The following is a 7,616-nucleotide window of genomic DNA, read 5'->3' as shown; positions in this document are numbered from 1 at the left end:
CAGACTAAACTAAGGGGTTATTCTGGGCGCGGGAGATGCGCCGAATTATGCTGGTGGACTTGTGTTGAATGGGGTGGCCTTATCCGGCGGGCTTTTTGTTTAAAAGCCTCACCTCTCGTGAGCCTCATCCCGCTTGGCTCGCAGGCCATGCTGCCTGCAGAAGCACACCCAGAGCGGCTCTTCAGGCAGGGTTCGCCGCCATGCAAGCCCGTGTTTTGTTCGCGCTCGGCGGGCCTACCGTTCACAATGCCGCCCATGTCTCTTCCTTTTTTTGAAGCCGTCGATTGGCCGCGCCCCTGGTATGCCTCGGTGGCACAGGCGGCTGAGCGCTTGCAAGGCGCTGCGGACGACTTGACGGCCCTGAATCAGCAGGCTCGTACTCTGGCTTTGCACAATCATCGTGGTCTGCCACTGTCCTTTGTGACGCAAGCGGCGCTGCCGATGGGGACGGCTTATGAGGTTTTCATCTCGGCAACCGGCCGCGTGCCGACGCGGGCGAATCTGCATGACTTCTTCAACGCACTGGTGTGGTTGAGCTTTCCGCGCCTCAAGGCGCAGCTCAATGCGATGCAGGCGGCTCAGATCGAACGGGCTGGCGTGGGCCAGATCCGTGGCGCGACGCGCGATGCGGTGACGATTTTTGATGAGAATGCGGCGCTGCTGGTTCTGCGCGAAGGTGCGCCGGGGCACGAAATGGCGGAGGCGCTGCGCAATCATGAATGGCAACAAGTCTTCCTGGAGCAGCGCAGTCGCTTCGCTGCGCACGCTGAAGTCTGGCTGTTCGGCCATGCCTTGATGGAAAAACTGGTGACGCCGTACAAGGCGATCACCGCCCACACATGGGTCGTGAGCGCGCCCGATGCCTTCTTTGACCTGCCACACGTGGCGCGACGGGCCTGGCTGGATGAGGCAGTGGCGCATGATCTGGCTGCGCGCGATCCCGTCGATTTCAACACGCGCTGCTTCACGCCGATGCCTGTGTCTGGCGTGCCGGACTGGTGGGCGGGGCAGGGCGCGGATTTCTATGCCGATGCCAGCGTGTTCCGGCCGAAACGGGTCAAGTGAGCTGAGTAGGGGCAAGTTCCTGATTGCTCCCATGTTCTGCGGGCGAACGCTCTGCGCCTGATATTCACGCGTCGTCGTCACTGCAAGACTGGTTGCAGGACCGTCCGGCATGAGCTTCCTGTGCAGAGCGGGGGTAGGATTTACAATCGGTCTGAAACCCGCCAGAACAGGAGCATCAGCTTGAAATCACATTGTCCGCGCATCGGTCTTGCCTTGGGAAGTGGCTCCGCACGGGGCTGGTCGCATATCGGGGTGATTCGCGTGCTGGAGCAGGCGGGCATTCAACCCGACATAGTGTGTGGCACATCGATTGGCGCAATGGTCGGTGCTGCGTACGCGGCAGGCGAGATGGAACGCTTCGAGGCCTGGGTCAGGCAGCTGCGTTGGCAGGCGGTGATGGGCTTTCTCGATCTGAAGATGGGCGGCGGCCTGATGGCGGGCGGCAAGCTGGTGGAGTTTTTCCGCTCGCGGTTTGATGATCGGGGCATCGAGCAGCTGCCGAAGGCGTTCGGTTGCGTGGCGACGGATCTGAGCACGGGTCGAGAGATCTGGTTGCGGGAGGGGTCGGTAGTGGATTCGGTGCGGGCCTCGATAGCCTTGCCGGGGATCTTCATCCCCGCGTTGCTCGATGGGCGACTGCTGGTAGACGGCGGGCTGGTGAATCCGGTGCCGGTGTCATTGTGCCGGGCGATGGGCGCGGATATCGTGATTGCGGTGGACCTGAACTGGGATCTGGTCGGGCGTCGCTACCGGCAGCCGAGCGCGCCAGAAACTGAAGCGATGCCGGCGGGGAATGGTCGGATCGAGAGCTTCCTTTCACGCTTCCGTTCTGCCAGACCGGCGACGAACGAGGCAGAGGCTGCGCCAGCTGTACCGTCGATGCTGGAGGTGCTGGCTACCAGCCTGAACATCATGCAGGTGCGCATCACCCAGAGCCGACTGGCCGGCGAACCCGCTGATGTGCTGATCCGTCCGCGCTTGTCGGACATCGCCATTACCGATTTTCATCGCGCTGCGGTTTCAATTGAAGAGGGCGTGCGCGCCGCCGAGCACGCTTTGCCGATGATCCGAGAAGTACTGGGCTGAGCGGCTGGCGGGTATGAGCATTTCTGAGGTTGGGTGAGCGAGTAAGCCGGGATCTGCATCATGCTGTGGGTATCGGTTGAGTGTGGCCTTTCGGGTGGACAGGTTTGCTCTGGAAGATGAACAAAAGGGCGCCTCGGTCCGTCCATGCGTCGGTTTCGTATTGCTTCCGGACATGCAAAGGAACTACAACTTGTCCAGCAAGCGGCGCTGACGCGTTGCTGAGGGCCGCCCGACTTGCTCGGAAAACCCTTGGCCTGGCGAGTGATACGCCGGGCTTGCTGGTGTGGGTACTTGTACTGTCTGCTGAAGGGCCTGGGATCTCCCCAGCGCCTTCCCATCGTTTTCATGCAAGGGAGTTAATGTGAATCAGATCAGGAAAATGCTCGGTTTGGTCGGGGTGAGCGCACTGCTGGCTGCTCAAGTCAATTTGGCTCAGGCTGCTACTTACAGCGGCACTCTGGATTTTGCCGGTGCGACGCCTGCGCCGGTTACGCTGAACACGGACGCGGGGGTGGCGACGATCAATGCAGGCATGGCCATACAGCGATTTGATCTGGGTTCTTTGCTTGACGGGAGCAATACGCAGATCACGTTTACTCAGGGGAACGTGAATACCTACACGACCCTGCTGGGCGTGTTGTTTGCCTCAGCCCCCAACGATGCGCTGCTCAATAATCCGGCCAGCATTGGCGGTTTGCTAGATCCGGCGAGTAATGCTGATTCCTGGCTGAATACCAATGTCAGCAGCTGGAATTACCTGGCCTGGGGTAACGTTCTCACGAACAATGGCAGCACAAATATCAACGCGTTGTACTCGGCTCCGCTGAATTTCACGGTGGGGACGAATTATTACGCGTTCGTGCTGGGCGGATCTGCATATACCGCCGCGGGGATCGGCGACAGCAATGCGGCATTCAGCTTGAACGTGACGGCTGTTCCGGAGCCAGAAATCTGGACTTCCATGGTGGTCGGTCTCGGTCTGCTTGGTCTGTTCGGGCGTCGCCGTCAGGCTGCTGCGGTGTGAGTTGAGCACGCATGCTCACAGTAAAGCGGGGCCGATTCAGGATATTTCCGGACTGAGTCTCCCCGTCAAAGCCCGCCATTCGGTGGGCTTTGACTTTTCCAGAGTACTGCTCCGAGAGCCGCACTCCGCCTGCCTCGCAGGCCCGCTTGCCTGAAGACGTCCGCCCGGCGCCGCCCTTCGATACAACGCTGTAGCCCCGACAATTTTGCGCGACGGCGCTGTCTGTACGTAAGCGCACATACTCTGGTTTTGAATCCCGATATTCTTGATGCATCAAGACGCAGCATCCCTGAGTGCGGACTTGAAAATCAAATGAACGATGGTTTGCTTGGCGGCGTCAGTGCGCTGATTGTCGCTGCACGAACCAAACTTACGAAAGGTATTGGTGATTCCATCATGAATATGCATCTGGCACTGGCTCCCGTGGTTTCGTTGTTGGCAGGAATTCTGATTCTTTCCGTTCCGCGGATGCTTAATTACATTGTCGCGATCTATTTGATTCTGATCGGGTTGATAGGAATATTCGGCGCAGGTCGTTTCTAAGAGCATCAGGTAAGGTATCGGGACATTGCGGCAATGCCTTGCGTGCTGCGTTTACAGGAGTTTTGGGTCATGGAACACAAGAATCAGGACAAGAGCAGGCTGGCAGAGCAGTACGACAAATTTGCCGACAAGTTCAATGAGTTGTATTGGGCCGGGAAATTGCGCGGCCGTGATTCGATGACCGCCGCACTTGATAAGGCGCACGAGCATCTGGTTTCACTCGGGGAGTTCACGACCGAACAAGGGGAGGAACTGAAGCAGTACCTCGCCCGCGATCTGGATCAGACCATTGTGGATGCCCAGCAGCTTGGTGATGAAGCTAAAGAGAGGTTTCATCCCGCCCGACTGGGCGCTGGCGCACTTTCTTCCATCGCGGCCGTGCTGGAGTTTGGCGGCGATGCCTTGCGATCCCTGAGCAGTAAAGCCAAGGAATCGCTTGGATACCGGACAGGTGAGATGAGCTCTGCCGGCACTTTGACTTGTCAGGCGTGCGGGCAGACTGTGCAGTTGAAGCAAACCGGGCATGTTCCGCCCTGTCCTAAATGCAGCGCCACCCTTTTCAGCAAGGGCTATTGATTCTTCTTGTGTTCACGTTGCACTCAAGGCTTGATCCTTGATTCCATGAAAAAAGGGCCGGAGTATGACTCCGGCCCTTTTTTGCATCAGCTACCTTTTGCTTAGATGCGTCCTACACCAGCGCCACTCGTCACGATGGTGGGCGTGTTTGCTGCGCTATCCAGCGTGTAGGCATATGGAATGGTGATCGAGGTGGTCGAAACTACGTTCGGGCCAGCCGGATGCAACTTGTCGCCGGTCAGCCAGGTGACGCCGGCTGCGAAGACATTGCCACTTACTTGCCAATAGCCCATGTCGTCGGTGTAGAAGGTGCCGATCGGGTTCTGAGCGTTGGTGAAGTAGTTGTTTTCGGCCTTGATCTTGCCGCCGATACGCGGGTTCATGCCGGATTCGACAATCCCGTTGTAGTAGTTGTTGTAGGCATGCGCGGTGGCATGACGCAACAGCGGTACGCGCGAGTTCAGGTTCTGATAGTGGTTATGATGGAAGGTCACCGGGCCGTTGCCGCTATCGCCATCACCTGAACCAACCAGGCCGCCGCGTTCGGAGTTCTTCAGGTGGCTCCAGGACAGAGTGACGTACTTGGTGTTGGCTTTCATATCAAACAGGCCGTCGTAGCCCTGCGATTCGCCGCCGGAGGCTTCGAGCGTAACGTGGTCAACCCAGACATTGGATACGTTGGACTCCATGCTGATGGCGTCACCGCCATTGGAGATCGGCGAGCCGGACTTCTTCACATTACGCACATGCACGTTCTGGATGATGATGTTGCGTGCCTCGCGAATGTGAATGCCGATCTGGTCGAACAGGGCTGCACTGCCAACGCCGATCAGGGTGATGTTGCTGACGCCCTTGAGATCGATGACATCGGCTGCGGTGTTGCAGCTGCCGCTGACCTTGGTGGTGTTGCCATGGTTGATGGTGCCATTTACGCGAATGATGATCGGTGTGCTGACCGCCGCGCGACCGCAGAGAGCCGCGTTCAGCTGGGTGCCGGTAGAGACAGTGACGGTAGCGCCGCCAGCGCCGCCGGTCGTGCCACCATTCTGCGTCGAGAAGCCGACCTGGCCCTTGCCGCTGGAGCTTGAACCGCCTGAGCTGCTGGATGAAGACGAGCTTGATGAAGAGCTGCCGGACGACGATGAGCTGCTGGAGCTGCTGGAGCTGCTCGAAGAAGAGCTACTGGAGGACGAGCTGCTGGAGCTGGACGATGCGACGGCCGGGTTGTAAGAACACCAGGCCGACGGATTGGGAGCACCGGGGAAATTGGCCGTTGAGCAGGCAAATGAGCCGGTGCGAACGACTGTCGGCGCGAACACGCCGGATTTGCCCAGCGTGGTTTGGTGAGTGCCCGTCATGTTGCAGGTGCCGCCAGGTTGGGCACACTTGACCCAGCCTGAGGGGGCGTCAGCAGCCGCTTGCGCGCCACCGGCCAGCATGCAGGCGAAGAAGCCCGCAGTGATTTTGCGAATCATTTTTTGTCTCCTGTAATTGTATTTTGTATACGAACAGGACGATTTCGCCTGATCGCTATAGGAATATGGCCTACAAAATATGCGGGGTCAAGGAACTGCGCAGCATTTGCCAGAGTCCGTGGAGTGCATTCGGAAACAATGTCCTGGATTGCACCATTTTGAGAATTTCCGGCTTGGCAAAAACATACGATCCGGCAGAATTCGGCTGTTTTTTAACACCTGGCCGAAGAGCCGCTCCCCGCCTTTCTCGCAGGCCGGACTGCTTGAAGACGCCCGCCCGTAGAGGCTCTTCAGGCAGGGCGTAAAGATTTTTGCTGCCCTGTGGAGCGTGCTCGGCAAAGCCCTTTGCTAGCGTTCAAACCCGTGGGACCACCCTGCGCTGCGGTATTCCGTGGGAATGTGCGTATACTGGCCGGGGTTCGCAGGATGCGGGTTCGAGCGCAGCTCCTGCCATTCATTCGTGTCAATAAATCAGGTGAAAAATGACTGATTCAACTATCTGGTGGGTGCTGGCGGGCTTGGTTGTCGGGGCGGAATTATTGACCGGCACTTTTTATTTGCTGATGGTTTCGGCGGGATTGATCGGCGCGGCGATTGCGGCGCATCTGGGGGTTTCGCTGCCTTTCCAGATCGCCGTGGCTGCGTTGCTGGGTGGTGGTTTGTCGGTGGCTTTGCGTTTTTATCGCAAGGCAGCAGCGGCGAAAAATCCGCTCAGCAAGACTGATGGCAATCTGGATGTCGGCGCCCGTGTGATGGTGGATGCCTGGGCGACAGATGGCACGGCGCAGGTGAAGTATCGGGGCGCGAACTGGGTGGCTATGCCGGTGACAGGCGAGACGCCGACGCCCGGCATGCACCAGATTGAAGAAGTCGTGGGTAGCCGTCTGCTTATCAAGAAGTTGTAATCAATCGAGTCGGATCAAAAGGAGAGCTCAATGGAAATTGCAATCGTATTGTTCGTGGTGGCCATCATCTTCGTCATGAAGACGGTCAAGGTTGTTCCCCAGCAGCACGCCTGGGTGATCGAGCGTCTGGGCAAGTACAACGGCACGTTGATGCCGGGCCTGAATTTTCTGGTGCCCTTCATTGATCGTGTGGCTTACAAGCATGTGCTGAAAGAAATCCCGCTGGATATTGCGAGCCAGATCTGTATCACGCGCGACAACACGCAGTTGCAGGTCGACGGCATCCTTTATTTCCAGGTGACGGATGCGATGCGTGCGAGCTATGGCTCCAGCGATTACATCGTGGCGATTTCGCAACTGGCGCAAACCTCGCTACGTTCGGTGATCGGCAAGCTGGAGCTGGACAAGACTTTTGAGGAGCGCGACATCATCAATTCGCAGGTCGTGCAGGCGATTGATGAAGCGGCGCTGAACTGGGGCGTGAAGGTGCTGCGCTACGAGATCAAGGATCTGACACCGCCCAAGGAAATCCTCCACGCGATGCAGCAACAGATTACTGCCGAGCGTGAAAAGCGCGCGCTGATTGCGGCCTCGGAAGGCCGTCGTCAGGAGCAGATCAACATCGCCACCGGCGAGCGCGAAGCCTTCATCGCCCGTTCGGAAGGCGAGAAGCAGGCCGTGATCAATAAGGCGCAAGGTGATGCGCAATCGATTCTGGCTGTGGCGGAGGCAACTGCGCAGGCCATTGAGCGGATCGCTGCAGCGATCCGCCAGCCCGGCGGTACGGAAGCGGTGCAGTTGAAAGTGGCTGAACGCGCCGTGGATGCGTATTCCAAGGTGGCGGCCGGCGCCAAGTCGACGCTGATCGTGCCGAGCAACATGACCGAAGTGTCGGCGCTGATCACCTCGGCAATGAAGATGATGCAGTCGCAGCGCGATTGA

The 7,616-nt window shown here is 58.4% G+C and carries 8 protein-coding genes; 7 read left to right on the top strand and 1 reads right to left on the bottom strand.

Annotated elements, in window-relative coordinates; all coding sequences use genetic code 11:
* Positions 1–255 precede the first annotated feature (255 nt).
* From ABXR19_RS07870 to ABXR19_RS07850, 5 genes are all read left to right on the top strand, one after another.
* On the top strand, positions 256–1,065 hold the full coding sequence (locus ABXR19_RS07870) for a DUF3025 domain-containing protein (RefSeq protein WP_354600562.1): 810 nt from the start codon (positions 256–258) through the stop codon (positions 1,063–1,065).
* Between the two features lie 180 nt (positions 1,066–1,245).
* Positions 1,246–2,151, top strand: coding sequence for a patatin-like phospholipase family protein (locus ABXR19_RS07865; RefSeq protein ID WP_354600561.1), 906 nt, complete (start codon positions 1,246–1,248; stop codon positions 2,149–2,151).
* Between the two features lie 361 nt (positions 2,152–2,512).
* The gene (locus ABXR19_RS07860) at positions 2,513–3,175 is read left to right on the top strand and encodes a PEP-CTERM sorting domain-containing protein (protein WP_354600560.1); all 663 of its coding nucleotides are present in this window, start codon (positions 2,513–2,515) and stop codon (positions 3,173–3,175) included.
* Positions 3,176–3,487: 312 nt separating this feature from the next.
* A complete protein-coding gene (locus tag ABXR19_RS07855) occupies positions 3,488–3,718 on the top strand; it encodes a DUF3096 domain-containing protein (protein ID WP_354600559.1) in 231 nt (76 codons plus the stop codon).
* A 69-nt stretch (positions 3,719–3,787) separates the two neighbouring features.
* Positions 3,788–4,294, top strand: coding sequence for a zinc ribbon-containing protein (locus tag ABXR19_RS07850; RefSeq protein ID WP_354600558.1), 507 nt, complete (start codon positions 3,788–3,790; stop codon positions 4,292–4,294).
* Positions 4,295–4,395: 101 nt separating this feature from the next.
* On the opposite strand, the gene ABXR19_RS07845 is transcribed toward ABXR19_RS07850, so the two are convergent.
* On the bottom strand, positions 4,396–5,769 hold the full coding sequence (locus ABXR19_RS07845) for a pectate lyase family protein (protein ID WP_354600557.1): 1,374 nt from the start codon (positions 5,767–5,769) through the stop codon (positions 4,396–4,398).
* Positions 5,770–6,251: 482 nt separating this feature from the next.
* Between ABXR19_RS07845 and ABXR19_RS07840 the strand changes: the two genes are divergently transcribed.
* Together ABXR19_RS07840 and ABXR19_RS07835 are read left to right on the top strand one after the other, a co-directional pair.
* Positions 6,252–6,674 (top strand): NfeD family protein, encoded by a 423-nt coding sequence (locus ABXR19_RS07840; protein ID WP_354600556.1) that lies wholly within the window; start codon positions 6,252–6,254, stop codon positions 6,672–6,674.
* Positions 6,675–6,704: 30 nt separating this feature from the next.
* Positions 6,705–7,616, top strand: a complete 912-nt coding sequence (locus tag ABXR19_RS07835; RefSeq protein ID WP_354600555.1) for an SPFH domain-containing protein — start codon at positions 6,705–6,707, stop codon at positions 7,614–7,616.

The organism is Uliginosibacterium flavum (assembly GCF_040566545.1).
Classification (GTDB): Bacteria; Pseudomonadota; Gammaproteobacteria; order Burkholderiales; family Rhodocyclaceae; genus Uliginosibacterium; species Uliginosibacterium flavum.
Note: the sequence above shows the minus strand (reverse complement) of the source record. Positions and strands in the feature narration are given on the sequence as shown.